This is a genomic window from Mycobacterium palustre (assembly GCF_002101785.1).
GTDB lineage: Bacteria > Actinomycetota > Actinomycetes > Mycobacteriales > Mycobacteriaceae > Mycobacterium > Mycobacterium palustre.
In genome coordinates this window covers 14,210-33,604 of sequence record NZ_LQPJ01000107.1, presented here as the reverse complement: position 1 = coordinate 33,604, position 19,395 = coordinate 14,210, and the positions used below count along the sequence as shown (strand labels likewise).

The window sequence follows — 19,395 nt, the reverse complement described above, 5'->3', positions numbered from 1 at the left end:
CGATAATTTAACATGAAGTCAAAATTAAGCGACCTGTCGAGAACTGCACTTCCCTCAGCGTCTGCCGGGTGACTTACGCGTGCTTCTCATACCTCGGGTCCGGGATTCCTCGTTCACGCCCAACCCGTGGCGGACTAGGGACTGGGCGTTGGCGACGATGTCGTCGACGGAGTCGCGTCGCGGGTCGCGCCATTCGGCTGCCCAGTTCAACGCCCCGAGCACCAACAGCTGCACGTAGCGTGGGTCGAGGTCGGCACGGATCTGCCCCTCTGCCACAGCGCTGTTGAACAGTCGGCGCCACACCCGTCCATAACTTGTCTCCTCTTTGAGCTGTCGGGCGCGCAGGTGCTGTGGGATCTGCCCGGAATTGCGGATCGAGGCGGTGGCGTAGTCGGAGATCTCGAGCTCATGCCGCAGGTGGGCCTCGACTGCGGTCATTATGCGATCCAGAGGCGGCGTTTCAGGTGGAAGATCGTTGAGGGCATCTTGCACATGTTTGCGCAGTTCGGCTACGCCGCAATACATCACCTCTTCGATAAGTTTTTCGCGAGAGGGGAAGTAGTAGTAGATCGCGGGTGCCTGAATCTCGGCGTGTTCGGCGACATCGGAGAGCCTGGTCCCGGCAAACCCTTTCGAGCTCAGGACGTGCGCCGCCGCATCAAGGATGCGGGCACGTGTGCGGGCCGACTTGGAATCGGTATCTGTAAGAGCTTCGCGATCAGACGCCAATGCAGATTTTCTAGGCACGATTATAGGATATTCCAGCCCGATAATCGATGCGTATGCAGACGGCTGAAGTTCTCGGCCAATGCAACCGGGGCCCCGCGAGTCGGTGGTCGGGCACCCCTGAGGCCCGAACCGATGTCGGCAAGTTGCATCTGACGCGGGGCGCAGACGTCACGGAGCGAGCCGTCGCCGCAGTTCTTTCGTCACGCCGAGCTGGCGCTGGACCATCGCAACGTCGGCGTCCGGCGCGCTCCTGTCCGGCGTGGGTCGTGGCGGCAGCGCACAGGCCGACTGCGGCTTCGCGGGACTCCGCCGTCGTCGTGTTAGCTGAGAGTAACTTGTCGCTTTGGGCCGGAGTAAGGCTGCGCGCCGGCGACGAGCCGATCGTCGGAGTTGGATCGCACAGCCCGATGCCGAGATCGATGAAGGTTTGTGCTGCGCTGCCTTTGCGGCCGATCATTTTGTCGCGGTCGGCCTCCCACGACGGCCACCGTGAGCGCCATGGTCACCGAAGAAAACAGGCCGATCCGGGGATCGACCCCGGCGATAACCGAGAAGGCAATGGCCTCGGGGATCAGCGCGAGCGCCACCACCAGTCCGGTGAGTACCTCGGTCCGCAACCGGGGCAGGCTGCGCAGCGCGCCGAGGACCGAGTCGCCCCGGCAGTCGCAGTCGCGCCGCGGCGATGTGCCACAAAAGCTTCGGGTCTCATCGTGGTTGGCTCCGTTCTACAAATGCTCCGATGCCGAAAGCCGCGAAGCGCATGGCGATCATCAACAGCAAAAGCGCCTTTCGAGCGCATGGAGAAGTCGGCGGATCTCTTTCATGCGTGCCTGCAACTGCCGGAATTGTTCGGGAGTGCACGGATGCGGACTCATTTGCGGCCCGAGACCCGCGGCGGCGCCGAGTTCGGCGTGCTCTGCGCGCAACAGGTCGGCGAACAGCCGGGCCTGGGCCACGTCCGCGTGGTGTGTGGGGGACGTCGCTCCCGTCGTGCCGACCAGTCGTTCACGGCCGGAGTAGTAGTACGGACGATGGCGTATGCCGGACGCATTTCCGGTGAGCTCTCCCGTTGCTCGCCGATCGGTCTCTGTCATCACTCCTGCTGACCTTCCGGTGAAGTGGAGGCGATCCATGCGTTTTTTCACCAGCCACCGTCGGTGAGCGCGGTCTATGCTGTCGCGGCCGGGTCGTGCCCGAGGAACGCGAGGATGTTTTGGCGGCGGCGCTGATAGGCGTCGGTGAATTGGGCTTGCGGGGCGCGAGGTTCGTCGATCGTGATGACGTCCGCGACGGTCGCGGGCCGGTGGCTCAACAACACGATCCGGTCGGCGAGCAGCAGCGCCTCGTCGACGTCGTGGGTGACGAACAGGATGGTCATCTTCTGCTGCTCCCACACCGTCATCAGCAGCCGCTGCATGTCCAGTCGGGTCTGGGCATCCAGGGCGCCGAAGGGTTCATCCATCAGCATCACCTTCGGCTCGCACGCGAGAGTGCGGGCCAACTGGACCCGCTGGCGCATGCCGCCGGACAGTTGGCTGGGCAGATGACCGCCGTAGGACCCCAGGCCCACCTGCGCGAGGCGATCTTGAGCCGCGGTCTTCAGATCTCTGCCGCGGATGCCCCGCAGCCGCATCGGGTACATGACGTTTTTCAGCGCCGTGCGCCACGGGAACAGTGCATCCTCTTGGAACACCATGGCGCATTGGGCGGCATTGCCCACCACAGGTGAACCGTCGACCGTGGCGTCCCCACTCAGCGGGGTGAGCAGCCCGGCCAGCGCTCGCAGAATCGTGGACTTACCGCACCCCGACGGGCCCAGAAAGACGACGACCTCGCCAGGATCGATGTCCAGCGTGATGTCGGCGGCGAGGACTCCGTTGAAGCCCAATTTCAACCGGTCGAGGTGAACGGCGCCGACGCTCATCTGCTCGCCCTCGGCAACCAGTGGTTGATTCGGCGGCCGACGCGCTCCACCGCCCACGCCGTCATCAGCCCCAGCGCGCCGATCGAGATCATGCCGACGACGACTCCGGGGTAATCCAGCAGGCCATAGGACTGCCAGGTGTAGTAGCCGATACCGAACTGCCCGGAAATCATCTCCGCGCTGACCACACAGATCCAGGCCACGCCCATGGCGACGGAAAGGCCCGCGAAGATGCCGGGCAGCGCCCCCGGAAGGATCACATGCAACAGGAGCGAAATCCGGCCCGCACCCATCGTTTTCGCAGCTTCTTCCCATACTTTGGGCAGCGACTCCGTGGCGTGGATGGTGCTGACGACGACCGGGAAGAACGCGGCGAAGAAGGTGATGAACACGATGCCTTGCTCACTGGAGGGGAACAGCAGGATGGTCAGCGGCACCAGAGCGATCGCGGGGATGGGCCGAACGATTTCGATGAAGGGCCGCAACGTCATCCGTGCTATCGGTGAGCGGCCCACCAGAATGCCCAGGGCGATACCGACCGCGGCGGCGAGCCCGAACCCGAGCAAGATCCGCTGCAGACTGGCCAGCAAGTCGTCGTAGTAGCCGCCGGAGCTGATCCGCGCGCCGAGGCTCTCGACGACACGCATGGGGGCGGGCATCCGGTTGAATCGCAGCCAGGCGACGACGTTGTGAGCGGTGAGCACTTGCCACAGCGCGACAAACGCGACGATCGGTATCAGCGGCAGCACCAAGGCCGCGGTGCGGCGCTGGATTGCGGTTGGAATGCGGGTAGCCATCCCTCGGTCCGGTCTGAGCGTGGGCGCCGAGACCGTCGTGGCCGGCGCGGGCGCGACGGCCGCTTCCAGGCGACTCAATGTGCTTGTCACGGGAGCTCCTTACTTTCTGATTTCAGTTGTCGGCTATTGCGGCGACCGCGACTGTGTTACGGCCGCCGGGTAGGCGACTGGTGAGGCTGTCGGATGGCTTGCGCGATAGGCGTCGGCGCCGGCACCGGTGGCGAATGGTTTGTATCGTTGAGTGGGTGGCGCGTCCGGGTCCTTCAGCCACACAGCGTGGTTGGCGAACAAACGGGTGCCGGTCAGGGTGTCCGGGACGTACGCGGCCCGCACCGCGGCGGTGGCGGCCACTCGGCGCAGTAAGCAGGTCGGTGTCGCGGCCACGGCAGTGGCGTCGGCGCCTTTGACCCACAATTCCGAGGCCAGCGCCGGATCGCTGACGGGCGACCGACACATGTCGTCGTATCCGCTCAGCACGCTGCGGTTGGTCACGTCGGCGCGCAAGCGGTCATAGTCGCCGCCGAACAGCCGTCGCAGGTATCCGTCGTCGACGAACGACGCGACGTCGAAGTCCTTGCTCACCGACCCTCGGGCGACCAGGTACCTCTTGATTGTGTCGAGGGCCTTCACGAGCTGGTCTTTCAACGTCATATCGAACGACACCAGCCCGTTGGGGCCGTTATAGAGGTAGACAACTTCGGGTTCGATGCCGGTCAACTGACTCACCCGGAGGGCGGCCGCGAGCGGATGCGTGACGATGTAATGGGTGGTCGTCCTCATCGCCCGCAAGAATGCGGCCGTCACGTCGCGGTTGGCATCCGCGAACTGTCTACGGATGACGACGCCGTGGAACGTCGGCACGTTGTTGTCGCCGCCGTCGTAGAGCAGCCTGCCCTGGTTGCGGAAAATCACCAGTTGTGGCCACGGCACGAACTGTGCCAACGCGTCCACCTGCCCACCCTCGATGGCCGACGCTCCGATCGACGGATCCTGGTTGACTCTGTGCACAGAATGGGAGTCGATACCGTTGCGCTGCAACGCGGTTGAGATCATGCCGTCGCCTGCCGACCCGAGGCTGGTCGACACACGCTTGCCGGTCAGGTCGGCCAGGGTGCGGGCTGTGGAGCCGTTCGGTACCACGACCTGGTTCAGCGAACCGCGCAAGCTATAGCCGGTGATAGCGATCAATCTGGTTTGAGCGTCGTCGTACCTCTTGGTCTTGGACCCGTTGGTGAGCAATGGGTAGTCGCCCATTGACCCGATGTCGACGTGGGTCGCGATCATCTGCGCGGTGAGCGGTGCACCGGAGGAGAAGTCCTGCCATACCACGCGGTACTTGCGGCCCGTCTTCTTGCCGAGCTGGTTGAGCTCGCTTTCGAATTCGCCACGGTCACGCATCAACGTTCCGGCGTTGACCGTGTTGATGGTCTTGGACTGATATCCGACGTTGATCACGACGGAGTTCTCGGTCAGCACGCCGCATCCGGTGAGCGCCTGCATCGCGGGCACGAGTACTGCCGTGGCAACCCCCCAGAGGGTGCGTCGGCCGGGCCGGGCGGTCGAAATCACATCGTGCACGCAATCCAGCGTCGGATTTTTCTGTTACCACTCGATCACTGGACGTTGCACCACCGTTACGCCACCTGCGCCCGCGGAGCGCCGGTGGTCACGGTGGGGCGCGCCCACGCTGCAGACGAAGTTCGCCGGGGCCGAACGAGGGCACCCGAGAGTCGGGTCCGCGCGCAAATGAAGTCTGAGTTACGCCACCTCGGTTATCGTGGTACACCGGCGCGCCAAGCGAAAGACTGGGTGATTGTGAAAACCGCAAGCGCCGCAGCGAGACTGGGCACCGAAGGCCGTCCAACGGCATCGGCAGCGCCCGGCGCCGAACCAGACTATCGATTCACGCTGGCAAATGAGCGGACGTTCCTGGCATGGCAGCGGACCGCGTTGGGCTTGCTTGCAGCGGCTGTCGGTGTCGTGCAGTTTATGCCGGAATTCGCAGTGCCGGGGGTGCGGCACGTCCTCGGCGGTGCGGTTGGCGCAACGGCGATGCTGACTTCGGTTGCGGGACTGCAGCGTTGGAGGCATGTCGATCGCGCGATCCGCCTCGATCAACCGCTGCCCAGACCGGCGACGCCGGCCTATCTGGTGGTGGCGCTGATTGCCATCGGCCTGGCCACGGTAGTCCTGGCGCTGGCGGGGACCGGAGGCGGTCGATGACGGCCGCGGAGGCCGCGCCCGCCGACCGCGGCCTGCAGCCAGAGCGCACGGCCTTGGCCTGGACGCGAACCTCTCTGTCCGTCGTCGGATCGGGTGTGTTGGTGCTTCTCAAGGACCGCAACTTCGGCGGTGCGAGCGGCCTCGCTGCGCGGGTGGCGATCGCAGCGGCAGCGGGTGTTCTCGCGTTGGCGGTCTACGCGGTGGGGGCGCGGCGTCGCCGCGCTTTGACGGTCCGCCCGCTGTCCCAGCGCGTGCACGGGCGCCCGGCGGTGCTACTCGTCGGCATTTCGGTAGTCTCGTTGACGCTGATGATCGTCACCTACCTGATGCTGGTCGCCTGATGCCGCGGCCGTTCAGACGTCGCTAAACGTATAGGAAGCGAACGTCTTTGGCGTTTCGGGTGATAAAGCATCTGCGCGCGTCGACGTCTTCGCCCATCAGGCCGCGGCGTCGTCGAGGGTGACCTGACGCAGCACCCGCACCGAGGGATCCATCGTGGTTTCCCACAGCTCTTTGGCGTCCATTTCGCCCAGACCCTTGTAGCGCTGGATGCCGTCCTCGTTGATCTTCTTGCCGGCCTTGAGCCCGGCCTCCAGCAGGCCGTCGCGCTCGCGGTCGGAGTAGGCGAACTCCGCCCCGCCATCGGCCAACGGTGTCACGTCCACGCGGCGGGCATGGCCGGCCATGGCTTCGTCGACGCCGTTGTCGACGACCTCCCAATCAGGTGGTGTAGGCCGCGTTCCCCGGTGGACCCGATATACATGCCCGGCCGCTTGCGGACGACGTCGAGGCCTTCCAGGGTGGTTATCGATTGTGCGCCTACACGTTCGAGGTTCCCATGCCCGCCATCCGCGGATCGGCCTAGTCGTTGCGGGTGGGGACGAAGTCGATCGGTGCGCCGGCGGGGATCAGTTCCTCCTTCTGTGCGCTCACCTCGAAGTCGCGGATGATGCGTCGGGCGTGTTGCATGACCCACCACCGCACGAAGGTCTGATTGACCGGCTCCCGTTCCTTCGGATCCTCAAGAAGGTTGATGATGCGGGCGAACCCGAGGGGAATCTCGGGATCGTGGAAATGCTGTTGGCGTTTAAAGCTGATCTTGAACTGGGACCACTTCACCGCGTGTAATTCTTCGTTCAGCCACACCATGCAGCCTTCGCGGTTGGATTCCTGTGCGCCACCGAAGAAGTCGCGCTGGTCGATGCCGTCGATGATGCGGTCCGCCGGAACCTCGCAGCCGGCCCAGCGCAACAACGTCGGGAACATGTCGGTGACGTGCACCATTTCGTTGCTCTCCCGAACCGGGACCCTGTTCGGCCAGCGGATCAAACACGGGGTGCGGATTCCGCCTTCGGCGGAACTGAAATACGATCCGTCGAAGAATCCCGCGGTGCCCCGCCCCAGCAGGTGGTCTTCGGGGCCGTTGTCCCCGGCGAAGACGACGATCGTGTCGTCGGCGATGCCCAGTTCCGTCAGCGTATCCAGGATGCTGCCGAAGTCGTGGTCGAGCATCAGTAGCGAGTCACCCCATTCGCCGTTGGCGCTCTTGCCCTTGAACTCCTCTCGCACCACCATCGGAAAGTGCATTAGCGAGTGGTTGTGATACAGGTAGAACGGCTTGCCGGCCTCGACGCTGCGCTTCATGAATGCCTTTGCCCGCCGGTCGTATTCGGCGTCGACCTCACCTTTGAGCTTGACGGTCAACTGCTGGTCGGTGGCCCGCACGCCGTCCTGCTTGGTGCCCTCGTACATGTAGGAATAGCCGTCGCGATCGCCGTCGTACCAGGGATCGTCCGGCCACAGGCATTCGTCGTAGGTGCGTGGGGGTCCGTACCACTCGTCGAATCCGTGATCGGTAGGCCAGCGCCCGTCCTCGGCGCCGATGTGCCACTTGCCGTAGCACGCCGTGGCATAGCCAGCCTCCGACAGGATGTCGGCCATGGTGCGCTCCCAGGCCACAATGCCGCCGTCGTTGCCGCCCAACGCAATTGTGTGATTTCCCGACCGGATCGGATAGCGTCCGGTCATCAGCGCGGAGCGCGTTGGTGTGCATTGGGGCTCGACGACGAAGTGCGAAAGTTTGAGCGCTTCACCGGCGAACGCGTCGATGCGGGCGGTGTCGGCTCCGCGCAACATACCGCCGCCGTAGCAGCCGAGCTCGCCGAGCCCAAGGTTGTCGACGTGGAAGTACACGATGTTGGGTTGCGTGGCCATGTTTGCGTCGCCTCTCAGTCGGTGTGGGATGAATCGTTGTCGTGGTGTGGATCAGCCGACTTCGGCTGCGGTGCGCCATCACGGGTGGCGGTGGTGACCAGCGAGCACCGGTCACCGCGATAGCGCACCGTCTCCAGGTCGAACGGCGTGCCGTCGCGCAAATGGGTCAAGCGGTGCAGCAACAGCAGCGGCGCACCGGTGCGGATCTGCAGCAGTGTGGCGGTGGTGGGATCCGCCAAGACGGATTCGACGCTGATTTCGGCCCAACCTAGGCGCTCGCCCAGCTCCTGCTCGATGAGGGCGAAAACATCCTGCCTGTCGAGTTCGGCGTCGATCGAGACGGCCCCGATGCGCAGCGAGGTGGTATCCAACGACAGCGGCACCCCTCCGACCGAACGAAGCCGCTCGATGAACAGGATGGGGGCGTTCTCGGGCAGCTGCAGTTTGGCCGCCACAAACGGGGTGGCGGTGGATTCACGTACCGACAGCACCTTGTTGGTGACCGGAAGCCGGTGCCCGGCAAGGGATTCCGCAAGGCCTTCGAGTCGGTCGAGGTTCTGGCGCAATTTTGCGCCGGTGACGAACGTGCCGGAGCCCTGCACGCGAGTGATCAGACCTTCCCCTCGCAACAGCTCTAGCGCTTCGCGAATGGCGTTGCGGCTGACTCCCAGTTCGGCCGCCAGAGCGGATTCCGACGGCAGCGCCGGGCGCGCGGCGGCCAATCCGCCGTAGACGCCTTCGAGTATTTGGCTGCGCAACACGTCACGGACCCAACGCGCCGCGTCCGCCCGGGTACCGGCGTACTCCCGAGTGACGGGACGGGGAAAGTCCTTGGGAGGAAGGTGTGGCCGCCGGGGCATGGGCTCACTGTGCCACCAATTACGGGGGGTGGCGGTTAGCAGAATGTTACGCCACCTGGCCGGTGCGTTACGCGTTAGGCCAGGCCATATGCCGCAGCGTTATCAGTCGTGTTTCGCCACCCTGGTGGTTAACCGGCGATGCAGCGAAAACCGATGTGGGTGGTCGCGCTGTCCTGAGACTGCGACGACCGGGCGGCCGGACGGTACCGATGGCAGTACTCCGGTGCGCACAGGTGTGAGCCGCCCTTGAGCGTCTGCATCACGGAGGGATCGCCGGTGGCCGGCGTCGGGCAGCAACTGGCCGCGGAGCGACCCGGGTGGTGGCCGGCGCTGTAGCGGGTGGTGGTCCACTCCCAGACGTTGCCGATCATGTCGACCAGGCCGAAGCCGTTGGGCGCGAACGTTCCCACCGGGGAGGTGCCCACCCATCCGCGAGCGCCGTCATTGCGGTAGGGGAATTTGCCCTGCCAGGTGTTGGCCATGATCTGACCGCCGGGAGCGACCTCGTCGCCCCACGCATAGGTCGACGTGGTGCCGGCGCGCGCGGCGTACTCCCACTGCGCTTCGCTGGGCAGCCGCCGTCCTGCCCAGCTTGCGTATGCGGCGGCGTCCGGATAGGCCACCTGGACCACCGGATGGTCGAGCCGATCCTCGATCGAAGACCCGGGCCCGAAGGGCTGCCGCCAGCAGGCGCCCGGCACCCATGTCCACCACTGCTGCCAGGCGCGCAGATCCACCGGACCGGAGGTCGGGGTGAAGACGAGCGCACCGGGGATGAGATCCTCAGGGGGAACGCCGGGGAAGGCCTTGGGATCCAGAGCCCGCTCCGCCACGGTGACGTAGCCGGTCTGGTCGACGAATTCGGCGAACTGCGCATTAGTCACCGGATGACGCTCGATCGAAAATGGCCGCACCGTCACTTCGTGCACGGGTGACTCCTCAGGGTAGAAATTGTTGGACCCCATGAGGAAGTCGCCGCCGGGAAGGTCAATCAACTCGGTGAGCATGCCGTCAGGTTAATCGGTGCGCGGCTGTGGCCGGCGGCCGCGGGAGAGCATCCGTTTTGGGCTCGCCCATCCGGTTAGCGTACTTCTCGCTCGGCTCCAATCCCTCAGGGGCCCAGCCGCTTTGGCTCAAAGACCGATGGTGTCGCAGGCGTCTTTGAGCGCCCAGCGCGCGTATTGGGCGACGCCGTTGAGTTCGCCGTCGAAGATCGTGTGCGTGGGCAGCGCCTTGGCGAACACGCGCTGGTATTGCGCGGCCAGATCGCCGAGGTCTTGCATCACCGGGTTGTTGCCGCGGGCGACGGTGCGCTGCATGTCGTCGGCGAGGTTGATCATCAGCGGCGCCACGGAATCATTGAGCGCCCGTTGTTCGGGAGTCCACATGTTGGCCGGTGCCAGGTGGTCGCTTTTGTCCCAGTCTTTGACGGCCGGGTTGTCGGCGTACTTGCGGTTGATGGACCGGAACTCGTCGCAGGTGCCAAGGTCGGACGTGGTGAGGAAGCGCTGCGGCTGGGCGAGGTCTTGCGGTGGCGCGGTGTGCGCCGGCGCGTCGAGCGCGGTGACCAGGGACGCCCGGCTCGCCGCGACGCCGTTGTCGACGGTCTGGCACAGCGAGACCAAGGCGTTGAACGCGCTTTCCGCGGTGCCCCCCAGCGAGCTGTGGCTCGGGAGGTAGTTGTTCTCGATGGCATCGGCGAAGGCGCGCCCGTAGATGATGAATTGCTCGTAGAGCTCACGGATCACCCGGTGCGGGGTGGTCCGGGTCAGCGCCGTCGTCTTCGTCGCCGCGAGCCGGGTGGCGCTGGCGGTGGCTTGCATGGCGGCGCGCTGGGCCGGGGTCCACGAACTTCCGGGAATCTCCACGGGTATTTGCTGGCCGGGATGCGTTTTGTCCCAGAGCTCGGTCGGCGCGGTGACCAGCCAGGTGTGGCCGATCGGTTCCCAGGTTGAGCAGGTCGGCTCGTCGGTGACGATGCCGACCGGCCCGGTGTCGTTGGCGCTGGCCACCTGCGCGGTCGCCGCGCCGCTGCTCGCGGCGCTCGGCGGGGTCTCCGCCCGGCCGCCCGGCCGCGCCGCCCACAGCGCCACCCCCGCGACGGTGGCCGCCACCACCAGCAGCGCGGCGGCGCCGACGCGGGTACCGGGCGCGTGTGCGTGTCGGCGCCCAGCGCCGCGGCCAGGTCTTGGCAGCGTGCGAACCGCGCACCGGGATCTTTGGCCAGGGCGCGCATCAGTGGGGCGTCCAGGTCGGCCAGGTCCGGTCGGGTGTCGGCGAGCCTGGGCGGGGGCGCGTTGAGGTGACGACCGATGACCACGGCGGGGTTGGGGTGGTCGAAGGGCGCGGTTCCGGTGAGCAGGTGGTAGGCGGTGGCGGCCAGTGCGTATTGGTCGGCGCGGCCCTCAAACGCCGTGTCCAGCAACAGCTCTGGGGCCGTGTAGCAGAGGTTCGCCGCGGCCATCGCATGGGTGTTGACAAGACGCCGCGGAATCCCTAAGTCCGCCAGCAGGATTCGGCGATGTGCGGTGCCCGCGTTGGCGAGCAGTATGTTGGCCGGTTTGACGTTGCGGTGCATCAGGCCGCGTTCGTGGGCGAAGTCGAGGGCTTCGGCGACGGCGCCGACGATCTGCAAAGCCTCGGCGCGGGGAAGCCCGCGCGGATGGTGGTCGTGCACGAGTCGTGCCGCGGTGATGCCCTCGACGTAGCCCATCAAGATCCATAGCCGCCCGTCGAATTCGCCTCGGTCGTGCACGCCGACGATGTTCGGGTGCGACAGCGACGCGGCCAGGTTGGCTTCGCGGTGAAAGCGGGCGCGGAAGTCGGGGTCGGCCGACAGCGCGGCGGGCAGGATACGCAGCGCCTGCAGGCGCGGCAGCCGGGGATGTTGGACCACATAGACTTCCCCCGTGCCGCCCGCGCCCAGCAGGCGAACGATGGCAAAACCGGCGAAAAGTGCACCGTCGCGCAGCGGCATGCCACGGATCGTACAAGTCGGCGGGACCGGCGGTGGGTTGCTAGATGCCCACCGCGCTGCACGCGGCGCCGATCAGCGACCGCACGGAACCGGCGACGGTGCTCAGCTGCCCGTCGTGGGCGCCGTAGGTCGGCAGGGCTTTGCTGAATGCCCGCTCGTAGACAGCGGCGAACGCGGCGAAGTCCTGGATGGTCGGGTTGTTGCTGCGCCCGGCGGTGCGCACGATGTCGTCGGCGTTGCCCAGCGCCAATGGCGCGACGGCGTCGGCGGCCGCCTTCTGCTCGGGGCTCCACTGGCCGATGGGAACCTTGCTGTCGAATCTCTTCCAGTCCTTGACGGCGGGGTTGTCGTCGAACTTCTGGTTGACCGCCGCCCATTCGCCGCACGTGCTCTTGTCCGAGGTGCCGATGAAGCGGTGCGGGTTGGCGGGGTCCTGCGGCGGCGCCATTTGCGGCGGCGCGGGTTCGGGCGCCACCAGCACCGACCGCGCCACCGCCGCGCCGTCGCCGACGGCGTTACAGGTCGAAATCAGCGCGTTGAGCGAACCCTCGGCGGCAACGCCGAGTTTGACGTCCAGCTGGGGGAAATAGTTGTTCAGGCTGTCGGAGTAGGCGCGGGCATAGGCGATGAACTGCTCGTAGAGTTCTCGCATCACCCGGTGCGGGGTGGACTGGGCCAACGGCACGGCCTTGGTGGCGATGTCGCGCAGGGTGCTTCCGCTTTTTTCCATCGCCGCCCGTTGCTCGGGGGTCCAGGCGCTGGCCGGGATGTTGATGGGGCTGTCGGGGCTGTTCGGGTCCCATTTGCTGAGCGGGCTGCTTTCGGACCACGGTTCCGACGCCGACCGCCACGGGACGCACGTGGGGTCGTCGGTGATGATCCCGACGGCGCCGGCGTCGTTGCCGCTTTGCGCGGTCACCGGGGGCGCCGTAGCGGTGGTGGCCGTGGTGGGGCTGGCGGCGCGGTGGTCGTCGGCGCTGGTGGTGGCGAATTTGACCCCGATGGCCGTCGCGGCCACAACGGCGACCGCGGCGACGCCGGCGACCACGCCCCAGCGTCGCCGGTTGCGGCGCCCCGGCGGCGGGGCCGCCCAGCCCGGCGGCCCGAACGGCGGCGGCGTCGAGTGAGCCGGCGACGGCATCTGCCAGCTCCTGGTGGCGACGGGACCGCCGGGAACGGGCGCCGGTTGCCGGCCGCCCAGCGTGGCGGCCGCGGCGGCGGCCAGCGCGCCGGCGCTTTGAAAGCGCCGGTCGGGGTCCTTGGCCAGGGCGTGGAAGAAAAGGTCGTCGACGCCGGGCGGCAGCCACGGGGCGGTGTGGGTCGCGCGGGGGATCGGCTGCAGCATGTGGGCCATCAAGGTCGCCGACATCCCGCTGAACTCCGCGTAGGGGGTGCGTCCGGTGAGCAGCCGAAACAGCGTGCAGCCCAACGAGTACACGTCGGCGCGATGGTCCACCCGGTGCCCCTCGATCGTCTCGGGGGCGGCGTAGCTGGCGGTGGCGACCACCAGGCCGGTGGCGGTCAAGTGTGCGGCGTCGTCGAGGGCGCGCGCGATGCCGAAGTCGGCCAGCAAGACCCGTTCCTGGTAGCCGACGGGTCCGGCCAGCAAGAAGTTGGCCGGCTTGACGTCGCGATGCAGCAGCTTGCGCGAGTGGGCGTAGTCGAGCGCCTTGGCGACCTCGATGACGATGTGCACCGCCCGCGGGACGCTCACCCTTCCGTTGTCGAGCTCCGCGCTGGCGTCGGTGCCGTCGACGAATTGCATGGCGATCCACAATTGCCCGTCCGGGGTCTCCCCGCGGTCGTAGACGGTGACGATGTTGGGGTGATCCAGGGTGGCGGCCAGGTCGGCCTCGCGCAGGAAACGGGTCCGAAATTGCGGGTCGTGGGAGAGCTCGGAGGACAGGATTTTCAGCGCGTCCCGGCGCGGCAACGACGGATGGTGCGCCAGGTAGACGGTGCCCATGCCACCGGCGCCGAGGGTGCGCTCGATGCGGTAGCCGGCCACGACGGTTCCAGCGGGAAGCGGCATCGCAAGCTCACCTTCGGGTGGGAGACGAGGGCATGCAGATCACAGTAGTGGGCGCCCACGGCGGTGCTGTCATGTTCCGCGACCGGCGATTTCGGTGGCGATCGTCACCGCCTGGTCTCCGGGGACGAAGCTGCACACCGCGACGTCGATGACGACGTTGTTGCGCGTGTTAAGGGCGCGCTGGCAGCTCCATCCGCTGCTGTCTTGCTGGATCAGCCGCGCCTTGAGGACGTCGCTGTCGTTTTTGACGTTGCCGACGCTGAACGTTTCCGAGCCGTCCTTGTACGTGGCGGTGACGGACCTGCCGACGCACCTGGCCCAGCTTCGCCGTTGCCCGGACGCGAAGTCCGTGGCGGCCTCGGCGGTGGGGAAGCTGACCACGGCCTGGATGACGGTGTTGTGGGGCCGGTCGCCGGGCTCGCGAAGAACCTGGCCTTGCACCGCCGTCCAGCCGCTGCCCTGATAGACCGGCAATTCGGCGGGGTGGTAGACGCCGAGGCAGTTCGGATTGTCGACGTGGGCGTTCCACATCGCGTCCGGGTGGGCGTCGGGCAGGACGATCACCGCGGGGCTGCCGACGGCCGCGGCGACGGTGGCGGGCTCGGCCAGCATCTGCGGCAGGGCGCTCACGGGCACGACCGGGGGCGGGGGCGTCGCAGTGGGGGTGAACGGCGGTGGCGCGGTGGTGACCGTTTGGGACGCGCCGGTGGCCGGGGGGTGTGCCGCGTCGTCGGAGAGCAGCGACACGCCGGTGGCGCCGATGGCCAGGACCGCGGCGGTCGCGGCGCCCACGATCGCCCAGGTGCGCGCGGTGCGCCGGGGGGCCGGCGGCGGGTAGGGCGCGGGGGGCCAGCCGGCGGGCGGGTAGTACGGGCCCGGCGGCACGCCGAACGGGGATTGCACGGGTGCCGCGACCGTGGCGGCGTTGGGGGCGACGGGCCGACCATGCGGGAAGCCGACTCCGGGGTGCGGGTGAACGGACATGCTGCGGTTCCTTCGGGTGATCGAGCTGCTGATGCTGCAATAAAATCACACCGCTATGGCTAACGCAACAATTATTTCGTAGCGCTATGGCTGCTCGGGCTAGTTGGTCGGGGTCATCGCCAGCTGTGCCACGAGGTTCTCGATGGCCGCCGCGGCGTCCGGTGCGATCGGACGCTCGGCCTCGGCGTCCTCGAGGAGGGCGATCGGAAGCCCGGCGCCGTTGGCGGCCTCCTCGAGGCTCAGTTCGGCGCGGTGGCGGGCGGCGTAGAGCCGCTGACCCAGCGTGGCCGCGGGCGATCGCGCGGCGCGCATCATCAGGTCGTTGTAGGTGCGGCGCACGGTGCTCAACGCCAACACGACCGACGGGCTGCCCTTGGCGTGGCGGGCGGCGTTGGCGGCCAGCTTTTCGAGTTTGCGCAGGTCGGCCAGGATTCCATTGGCCTTGGCCGGGAAGCCGGGGTCGGCGGGTTCGGGCAGGTCGGCCGCGGCCGCGGTGATGGTGTGCATGGCCAGCTCGACCGCCTCGGCCATCAGCGGCGCCTGGACTGTGTCGGTGAGCACTTCGGTGGCTTCCTCGCTGGGGCGTGCGGCGACGGCGGCGGGGGGCGCGCCCGTCCGAGCGTCGGTGCCGCCCGGCGCTCCGGGCGCGCCGTTGCGGATCCGGGTGATGGTGCCCGGCGGCCAGTTCAGCGCCCTTTCCAGCTTGGACAGCGTGGCGCGGCGCGGCCAACTGCGGCCTTTCTCGAACGCGATCAGGGTGCCGGCGTTGATGATCTTGTCGCGCGCGAGGCTGCGCTGGGTGAGCTCCAATTCGGTGCGGCGGGCGGCCACCGCGCGTCCCGCCCGCACGACGCCGGGGTCCATCTCGCCGTCCCACCACTGTTCGGCGTCGGGTTCGGCGAGCCGATCCACGGCGCTGACGTGCTCGGTCGTTTCCGGCGGAGCCACCAGGCTGACGTGAACCGGAATCCCGTCGGGAGCCCCGAGATGCAGCGGTGTGGCGCCGGTGATCAGCACCGAGCTGCGCCGCACACCGTCGACGAACAGGCCGTTGGTGCTGGTGTCGATGGCCTGCCAGCCGTCGTGACGCGGCTCGAGGCGCACGTGCCACCGCGAGATCCGGTCGTCGCTGAGACGCACCGTGGCCCCCGGGTCCCTGCCGATGACGGCCACGCCCGCCGCCGGGTCGAGGGTGTAGGAGCGCTGTCCGACCTGTACCGCGAGGCGGGGAGCGGATCCGGCTTGGTCAGGGGTCACGGCTGACTCTCCTCGGCTCTGACTGGCGTTCCTTGCTACGGCATTTCGCGAGCGCCACCGGGGTCAGATGCTACAGGTTTCCCGCGACACCGAGGCGCCGCGATCGCCACGAACCCCGCCGTGAAAGCGCACAACCGGTCCACCCGCCGTCCCACCCGGCGCGGGGGCAACGATTTATCCGTTGCGCTACGGCTCTGCTGCGGTTAGAGTCGTTGCATTCGTGAGGCCTGTGCCAGAGTGGAGGAAAGCGATGACCGCATGGGCGGTGGTACCGCGCTCGGAGCCGGACGATGCCCCGGCGTGCACCGGCGAGCCGGATCGGTGGACGACCACCGAGCCCGACGCCGAGGCCGTCGCGCTGTGCCGCGCCTGCCCCCGGCGCTGGCAGTGCGCGCGGGATGCCTGCCTGACGCCGGCGGCCGAGGGGCTGTGGGCCGGGGTCGTGATCCCGGAGTCGGGGCGTCGCCGCAGGTTCGCGCTGCGACAGCTGCGGTCGCTGGCCGAACGGGGTGGCTATCCCGTCGGGCCTCGCCGGCGCGCGGCTACGGGCGCGGTTGGAAGGGCCGACGCGGTGGAATCGTGACGGTCTGGGTGACCGTGCTGGTCTCGGTGCTCGGCGGGACGGTCGTGGTGGGAGTGTCGGTGCTCGGCGGCACGGTCGTCGTCGGGGTGTCCGAGCTTGGCGGCGGGGCCGTCTCCGTCACCGTCTGGGTCGGCTGGCCGCCGCCTCCGCCGCTGTGGTGGCGGGTCGGCGCGGCGGGCGCCGTCGTCGTGGTCGTCGGAGCCGGCGTCGTGGTCGTGGCGGGGGCGGGAGCCGGCGACGGTGCACCCGAGACCAGCTTGACCACCGCGTATGCCGCGAGGCCGAGCAGGATCACCCCAAGCGCGCCGGCCGCGACCAGCGCGAACGGGCGCCGATACCACGGGGTCGGCGGTTCGGGGGGCTCCGGCGCCGGTTCATACCCGTACCCGCCGTACGCGGCTTGGGTCGGCTCGGAGTAGAAGTCGGGGTTTTCCGGGTAGGGCGGCACGAGGGCAGATATTAATAGTGGATTCTATGCGGCGGCCGCAGAGGCGCGGCGCACCGGCCACAAGCGACGACGCCACGGCGGGACCGCGCCTGCCCGAAGGCGACGGCTACCTGGCCGCGCTGGTTGTTCGCCGAGGTGCCAAGCTAAGTCGGCCGCTCATGGCGCCGCGTCGATCATCCTGAGCGCCCGCTCGAACAGGTGCACCGTGGCCGCGTGCAACTGGTCGCCGACCGCCTTTTCGGCCTTGCCCGCGCAGGCTCGGGCCAGGGTGCCCTCGATGACGATGCCGAGCTTGAAGCAGGCCAGCACCGTGTACCAGGTGATGTGCGACAGGTCGCGGGTGGTATTGGCGGCGTACCGCGCGAACAGGTCGTCGGTGCTGGCCAGCCCGTCCTGACCGCCCAGCGCGTGGCTGAAAACGGCGGACCCGTCGGGCTGGCGCCACGTGGCCAGCAGCCAGCCCAGGTCCAGCAGCGGGTCGCCGATGGTGCACATCTCCCAGTCGACGATCGCGACCACCTCCGGGCCGGTGCGGGAGAACATCACGTTGGCGGCGTGGTAGTCGCCGTGCATGATGCCGGGTTGCCAGGCCGTCGGCCGGCGGCGCTCCAGCCAGGCCGCCACCCGCTCGACCCCGGGGATGTCAGGGCCCGGGTAGTTCTCGTACTCGCGATAGGAATCCAGCTCGGAAAGCCAGCGCGGCACTTGGCGTTCCAAAAAGCCCTCCGGCTTGCCGAAGTCGGCCAGGCCCACGGCGACGTGGTCGACGGCGCCCAGCTTGGCCAGCGCGTCGGCCATCGACAGTCCCATCTGGAACCGCACGCCCGCGTCGCCGGCGTGCAGGGGCGGCAGCCCCTCGCCGGCATTGAACCCGTCGACGGGCTCCATCAGGTAGAACACCGCGTCGCCGAGCACTTTGGGGTCGTCGCAGGTGGCGATCAGGTCCGGGTGCGGCACGTCCGAGCCGGCCAGCGCCGCAAGCACTTTCGTTTCCCGCAGGATCACGCTGTTGCTGCGTGGCCGCAGATGCCGGGGCCCGCGCCGCAGCACATAGGGACGGCCGGACCGGGTGAAGCGCAGCATGACGTTCTGCGTTCCGCCGGTGACGGGGGAGACGTCCTCGAGCGGCCCCTCACCGAGGCCGTGCGCGGACATCCAGTCGGCGACCGCCTCGAGGTTGACGTGGTCCACCCTCAGCCCTCGCGCCGCGGGGTGTGGTGGATGCTCTGAGCGCTGCTCACGGCGTCGCGCAACACGAAGGCGTCGACACCGTCGTCGACCCGGTTCCCGCGGTGGGCAGACACTTCTTGCGGCGTGCGCGTCATGCCAGCAGCCTAGGTCAGGGGCGGCGAGCGGCGGCGGGCCCGCCGAAGGTGGAACAATAGTCTGCATAACTAACTGATGCCGGGCTGGGAGGATGGCGATGCCGCGTACCGACAACGATTCCTGGGAGATCACCCAAAGCGTGGGGGCCACCGCGCTGGGCGTCGCCGCGGCGCGCGCCGCCGAGACCGAGAGCGCCAACCCGCTCATCAACGACCCCTTCGCGCGTGTGTTCGTCGACGCCGCCGGCCAGGGGATGTGGAGCATCTACGCCGACCCGAAGCTGATGGCCAAGGCGGTCGAGCTGGAACCGGAGGTGCGGGACCGCTTGCAGCTGATGATCGACTTCATGGCCACGCGTACAGCGTTTTTCGACGAGTTCTTCCTTGGCGCCGCCGACGCCGGCGTTAGGCAGGTGGTGATCCTGGCGGCCGGGCTGGATGCGCGCACCTGGCGCCTGCCGTGGCCCGACGGCACCGTCGTCTACGAGCTGGACCAGCCCAAGGTGCTGGAATTCAAATCCGATACCTTGCGCGAGCACGGCGCCCGGCCCCGGGCGCGGCTGATCAACGTGGCGATCGATTTGCGCCAGGATTGGCCAAAGGCGCTGCGAGACGCGGGGTTCGACGCATCGCAACCCGCGGTCTGGTCGGCCGAGGGGCTGGTCAGATACCTGCCGGCGCAGGCCCAGGACCTATTGTTCGAGCGCATCCATGAGCTCAGCGCGCCCGGAAGCTGGCTGGCCTCGAACGTGCCCGGCGAGGGCTTCGCCGACCCCGAGCTGGTGCGGCGCCAGCGCGAGGACATGCAGCGGATGCGGGCCGCGGCGGCCAGGCTGGTGGACGCCGAGATCACCGATTTCGACGACCTGTGGTATCCCGAGGAACGCCGGGCGGTCGACGGCTGGCTGCGCGAGCACGGCTGGGACGTCTCGACGGCGACGTTTGCGGAGCTGATGGCCCGATACGACCGCAGCATCCCGCAGGGCGCCGACACCGCGATGCCGCCAACCCTCTACGTGTCCGCGCAGCGGCGACGCTGATC

20 protein-coding genes and 2 pseudogenes are annotated in these 19,395 nt (G+C 67.9%); 5 read left to right on the top strand and 17 right to left on the bottom strand.

Annotated elements, in window-relative coordinates:
• Window positions 1-54: 54 nt before the first annotated feature.
• The 6 genes and pseudogenes from AWC19_RS15510 to AWC19_RS15490 all read right to left on the bottom strand — a co-directional run bounded on the left by AWC19_RS15510 (window position 55) and on the right by AWC19_RS15490 (window position 4,950).
• Window positions 55-747, bottom strand: a complete 693-nt coding sequence (locus tag AWC19_RS15510; RefSeq protein ID WP_085078948.1) for a TetR/AcrR family transcriptional regulator — start codon at window positions 745-747, stop codon at window positions 55-57.
• Between the two features lie 446 nt (window positions 748-1,193).
• Window positions 1,194-1,364 (bottom strand): annotated as a pseudogene (locus tag AWC19_RS29205) (SulP family inorganic anion transporter); the annotation flags it as partial.
• A 135-nt stretch (window positions 1,365-1,499) separates the two neighbouring features.
• Window positions 1,500-1,823, bottom strand: a complete 324-nt coding sequence (locus tag AWC19_RS29200; protein WP_142281210.1) for a hypothetical protein — start codon at window positions 1,821-1,823, stop codon at window positions 1,500-1,502.
• A gap of 74 nt (window positions 1,824-1,897) precedes the next feature.
• Window positions 1,898-2,653 carry an ABC transporter ATP-binding protein gene (locus AWC19_RS15500; RefSeq protein ID WP_085078946.1) on the bottom strand — a complete coding sequence of 252 codons (756 nt, stop codon included), beginning with the start codon at window positions 2,651-2,653 and terminating at the stop codon, window positions 1,898-1,900.
• Entirely contained in the window at window positions 2,650-3,450 is an 801-nt protein-coding gene (locus AWC19_RS15495) for an ABC transporter permease (protein WP_085078945.1), read from the bottom strand. Before AWC19_RS15495 ends, AWC19_RS15500 begins: the two co-directional genes overlap by 4 nt.
• Before the next feature lie 123 nt (window positions 3,451-3,573).
• Window positions 3,574-4,950 carry an ABC transporter substrate-binding protein gene (locus AWC19_RS15490; protein WP_085079014.1) on the bottom strand — a complete coding sequence of 459 codons (1,377 nt, stop codon included), beginning with the start codon at window positions 4,948-4,950 and terminating at the stop codon, window positions 3,574-3,576.
• Window positions 4,951-5,292: 342 nt separating this feature from the next.
• Here AWC19_RS15490 and AWC19_RS15485 point away from each other — a divergent pair, with 342 nt between their 5' ends.
• Together AWC19_RS15485 and AWC19_RS15480 are read left to right on the top strand one after the other, a co-directional pair.
• Entirely contained in the window at window positions 5,293-5,673 is a 381-nt protein-coding gene (locus AWC19_RS15485) for a YidH family protein (RefSeq protein ID WP_245849022.1), read from the top strand.
• Window positions 5,670-6,014: a DUF202 domain-containing protein gene (locus AWC19_RS15480; protein WP_085078943.1), complete on the top strand. Its 345-nt coding sequence runs from the start codon at window positions 5,670-5,672 to the stop codon at window positions 6,012-6,014. The genes AWC19_RS15485 and AWC19_RS15480 overlap by 4 nt, the downstream gene beginning before the upstream one ends.
• 22 nt (window positions 6,015-6,036) lie before the next feature.
• Here the strand turns inward: AWC19_RS15480 and AWC19_RS15475 are convergent.
• From AWC19_RS15475 to AWC19_RS15435, 9 genes and pseudogenes are all read right to left on the bottom strand, one after another.
• Window positions 6,037-6,305: pseudogene (locus AWC19_RS15475) on the bottom strand (DNA topoisomerase IV subunit B); the annotation flags it as partial.
• Window positions 6,306-6,534: 229 nt separating this feature from the next.
• Window positions 6,535-7,887 carry an arylsulfatase gene (locus tag AWC19_RS15470; protein WP_085078942.1) on the bottom strand — a complete coding sequence of 451 codons (1,353 nt, stop codon included), beginning with the start codon at window positions 7,885-7,887 and terminating at the stop codon, window positions 6,535-6,537.
• A gap of 14 nt (window positions 7,888-7,901) precedes the next feature.
• Window positions 7,902-8,648 carry a GntR family transcriptional regulator gene (locus AWC19_RS15465; protein ID WP_085078941.1) on the bottom strand — a complete coding sequence of 249 codons (747 nt, stop codon included), beginning with the start codon at window positions 8,646-8,648 and terminating at the stop codon, window positions 7,902-7,904.
• A gap of 227 nt (window positions 8,649-8,875) precedes the next feature.
• On the bottom strand, window positions 8,876-9,754 hold the full coding sequence (locus AWC19_RS15460; protein WP_085078940.1) for a formylglycine-generating enzyme family protein: 879 nt from the start codon (window positions 9,752-9,754) through the stop codon (window positions 8,876-8,878).
• A 126-nt stretch (window positions 9,755-9,880) separates the two neighbouring features.
• Window positions 9,881-10,570, bottom strand: a complete 690-nt coding sequence (locus tag AWC19_RS15455; protein WP_085078939.1) for a hypothetical protein — start codon at window positions 10,568-10,570, stop codon at window positions 9,881-9,883.
• On the bottom strand, window positions 10,516-11,724 hold the full coding sequence (locus AWC19_RS15450; RefSeq protein WP_085078938.1) for a serine/threonine-protein kinase: 1,209 nt from the start codon (window positions 11,722-11,724) through the stop codon (window positions 10,516-10,518). The genes AWC19_RS15455 and AWC19_RS15450 overlap by 55 nt, the downstream gene beginning before the upstream one ends.
• 40 nt (window positions 11,725-11,764) lie before the next feature.
• Window positions 11,765-13,756 carry a serine/threonine-protein kinase gene (locus AWC19_RS15445; RefSeq protein ID WP_085078937.1) on the bottom strand — a complete coding sequence of 664 codons (1,992 nt, stop codon included), beginning with the start codon at window positions 13,754-13,756 and terminating at the stop codon, window positions 11,765-11,767.
• Between the two features lie 69 nt (window positions 13,757-13,825).
• On the bottom strand, window positions 13,826-14,740 hold the full coding sequence (locus tag AWC19_RS15440; protein ID WP_085078936.1) for a sensor domain-containing protein: 915 nt from the start codon (window positions 14,738-14,740) through the stop codon (window positions 13,826-13,828).
• Between the two features lie 99 nt (window positions 14,741-14,839).
• Complete coding sequence (locus tag AWC19_RS15435; protein ID WP_085078935.1) at window positions 14,840-15,997, bottom strand: FHA domain-containing protein; 1,158 nt, start codon at window positions 15,995-15,997, stop codon at window positions 14,840-14,842.
• A gap of 250 nt (window positions 15,998-16,247) precedes the next feature.
• Here AWC19_RS15435 and AWC19_RS15430 point away from each other — a divergent pair, with 250 nt between their 5' ends.
• Both AWC19_RS15430 and AWC19_RS30075 read left to right on the top strand, forming a co-directional pair.
• The gene (locus AWC19_RS15430; RefSeq protein WP_085078934.1) at window positions 16,248-16,580 is read left to right on the top strand and encodes a WhiB family transcriptional regulator; all 333 of its coding nucleotides are present in this window, start codon (window positions 16,248-16,250) and stop codon (window positions 16,578-16,580) included.
• Complete coding sequence (locus tag AWC19_RS30075; protein ID WP_211284933.1) at window positions 16,577-16,999, top strand: hypothetical protein; 423 nt, start codon at window positions 16,577-16,579, stop codon at window positions 16,997-16,999. The genes AWC19_RS15430 and AWC19_RS30075 overlap by 4 nt, the downstream gene beginning before the upstream one ends.
• Before the next feature lie 185 nt (window positions 17,000-17,184).
• Here the strand turns inward: AWC19_RS30075 and AWC19_RS15420 are convergent, their stop codons facing one another.
• Window positions 17,185-18,183 (bottom strand): phosphotransferase family protein, encoded by a 999-nt coding sequence (locus AWC19_RS15420; RefSeq protein WP_085079013.1) that lies wholly within the window; start codon window positions 18,181-18,183, stop codon window positions 17,185-17,187.
• Window positions 18,184-18,221: 38 nt separating this feature from the next.
• On the bottom strand, window positions 18,222-18,353 hold the full coding sequence (locus AWC19_RS31205) for a hypothetical protein (protein WP_264072811.1): 132 nt from the start codon (window positions 18,351-18,353) through the stop codon (window positions 18,222-18,224).
• Window positions 18,354-18,451: 98 nt separating this feature from the next.
• Between AWC19_RS31205 and AWC19_RS15415 the strand changes: the two genes are divergently transcribed.
• Window positions 18,452-19,393, top strand: a complete 942-nt coding sequence (locus AWC19_RS15415; RefSeq protein ID WP_085079012.1) for a class I SAM-dependent methyltransferase — start codon at window positions 18,452-18,454, stop codon at window positions 19,391-19,393.
• The last annotated feature ends 2 nt before the right edge of the window (window positions 19,394-19,395 follow it).

Coding starts and splice junctions, on each gene's coding strand:
- AWC19_RS15440 (WP_085078936.1), bottom strand. CDS start 14,740: ATGTCCGTTCACCCGCACCCCGGAGTCGGCTTCCCGCATGGTCGGCCC.
- AWC19_RS29200 (WP_142281210.1), bottom strand. CDS start 1,823: ATGACAGAGACCGATCGGCGAGCAACGGGAGAGCTCACCGGAAATGCG.
- AWC19_RS15500 (WP_085078946.1), bottom strand. CDS start 2,653: ATGAGCGTCGGCGCCGTTCACCTCGACCGGTTGAAATTGGGCTTCAAC.
- AWC19_RS15455 (WP_085078939.1), bottom strand. CDS start 10,570: ATGCAAGCCACCGCCAGCGCCACCCGGCTCGCGGCGACGAAGACGACG.
- AWC19_RS15415 (WP_085079012.1), top strand. CDS start 18,452: ATGCCGCGTACCGACAACGATTCCTGGGAGATCACCCAAAGCGTGGGG.
- AWC19_RS15495 (WP_085078945.1), bottom strand. CDS start 3,450: ATGGCTACCCGCATTCCAACCGCAATCCAGCGCCGCACCGCGGCCTTG.
- AWC19_RS15430 (WP_085078934.1), top strand. CDS start 16,248: ATGACCGCATGGGCGGTGGTACCGCGCTCGGAGCCGGACGATGCCCCG.
- AWC19_RS15445 (WP_085078937.1), bottom strand. CDS start 13,756: ATGCCGCTTCCCGCTGGAACCGTCGTGGCCGGCTACCGCATCGAGCGC.
- AWC19_RS15470 (WP_085078942.1), bottom strand. CDS start 7,887: ATGGCCACGCAACCCAACATCGTGTACTTCCACGTCGACAACCTTGGG.
- AWC19_RS15420 (WP_085079013.1), bottom strand. CDS start 18,183: ATGTCCGCGCACGGCCTCGGTGAGGGGCCGCTCGAGGACGTCTCCCCC.
- AWC19_RS15490 (WP_085079014.1), bottom strand. CDS start 4,950: ATGCAGGCGCTCACCGGATGCGGCGTGCTGACCGAGAACTCCGTCGTG.
- AWC19_RS15460 (WP_085078940.1), bottom strand. CDS start 9,754: ATGCTCACCGAGTTGATTGACCTTCCCGGCGGCGACTTCCTCATGGGG.
- AWC19_RS15450 (WP_085078938.1), bottom strand. CDS start 11,724: ATGCCGCTGCGCGACGGTGCACTTTTCGCCGGTTTTGCCATCGTTCGC.
- AWC19_RS15480 (WP_085078943.1), top strand. CDS start 5,670: ATGACGGCCGCGGAGGCCGCGCCCGCCGACCGCGGCCTGCAGCCAGAG.
- AWC19_RS31205 (WP_264072811.1), bottom strand. CDS start 18,353: ATGACGCGCACGCCGCAAGAAGTGTCTGCCCACCGCGGGAACCGGGTC.